We start from the raw sequence: 1,389 nt of genomic DNA, 5'->3' as shown, positions 1-1,389 counted from the left end.
GTTCAAATCCTGTCCCCGCAACCAAACAAAACGGCCCGCCTGGCTCAATGCCGGCGGGCCGTTCGCGTTCCGATCTCTCCGCACAGAAATTCGGACCCATCAGCCGCCCCAAACCAAGCCAACAAAGCCCCAGAAAACCAAGTCAGAGCCCCAAAACAAAATCAAGAAGACGGTCGCCAGGGTGCAAGTCGGCGGACCCTTGCCTATCCGGATCACCGCGGAGTCGATCCACCCTGTTCAGGACCCGCAAAAAGGCGCCGCCGACGCGCGGGACAAATCAAATCAGCGAAGGCCATGGGGGCGGGGTTCAAGATCGATGGCCGCCAAGCATGAAACAGGTTGGCCGGTTGGGCTTTAACTCAGCTGGTCTCCTCACACGCTTTCGGATGCGGGTAGCACGGGCCGCGGCCCTCCGCTCCACAGAACTGTCCCAATCGTTATTTCAATTCTGCCGGATCGGGTGACCCCGCTTGAGCGCGTGATGACGGTGAAACGCGTTCGAGGCGGCAGAATGCTCCTCTGCCACATAATCTGTTCCAGGAGGTGCCATGCCCAATTACGCTTTGAACGACCACCATGAGCAATTCATCAAGCGGCAACTCGAATCAGACCGCTACAACAATGCCAGCGAGGTTGTCCGCGCCGGCCTACGCATGCTCGAGGACTTCGAGGCGGAGCAGCAAAAGTGGTTGCGCGAGGAAATTCCCGCACGCCTGGCCGGCTCCAGCAGAATCCGACGAAGGGAATTCCAGCCGAAACGGTCTTCCAGCCTCGAAGCGCGCCGTCGCGCGAAGCAGGCGAAGGCCTATTAGGAACGGAATATCGGATCGTCTTTCATCCCGCAGCACAAGCCGAACTCCAACAGCTCTACGACGGCATAGCCGAGCGGCCGTCGCCAGCAATCGCCTGGAATTTTGTCGTGGTATCCAGGAACCATTGTCTCGGCTTAGCGACTTTTCCACAGCGAGGCACTGAGCGGCTCGAGATCATGCCTGGGCCGCGGATTGTTGGTTGTCGGCGGGCGGTCAGCATTGCCTTCGCGATCAAGGATGAGCAGGTGCTGGTCCCCAGGCATCTTCTACGCGGGTCGGAACATCACCGGAATTGCTGGAGAATCGGTGCTGAAAGCCGCTCGGGCGAGGGTACGTGGGCGGGCAGCAGTCTTCAAAGCGAAGCATGCCAGGCGTCGGGTCAAAGTGGAAACCCACGCATAAACAACCGTTGAAAGCGACGGGGGAATTCAGCCTAGCCAACTCACGAATTTCAGCCCCGTGGATATCTCCACGATAAATCGAAAAAACATTTGGGAACGGTGTTGACAGTTTTGGTTGGTGGCGACTATATACGCCTCACGAACGAGGGCGGTGCGCCGCTGGCGACGAAGAAGTT

The 1,389-nt window shown here is 58.6% G+C and carries 1 protein-coding gene and 1 pseudogene; both read left to right on the top strand.

The features are described from left to right. Positions 1 to 358 (top strand): hypothetical protein (locus tag LB554_RS29380; RefSeq protein ID WP_224588311.1); only part of this gene is annotated, 358 nt, incomplete at its 5' end. 190 nt (positions 359 to 548) lie between these two features. Next, positions 549 to 812: pseudogene (locus LB554_RS29375) on the top strand (type II toxin-antitoxin system ParD family antitoxin). Positions 813 to 1,389 lie beyond the last annotated feature (577 nt).

This window comes from Mesorhizobium sp. CO1-1-11 (genome assembly GCF_020164995.1).
Lineage (GTDB): Bacteria > Pseudomonadota > Alphaproteobacteria > Rhizobiales > Rhizobiaceae > Mesorhizobium > Mesorhizobium australicum.
The sequence above is the reverse complement of the archived record's forward strand: the minus strand, read 5'-3'. Positions and strand labels throughout refer to the sequence as shown.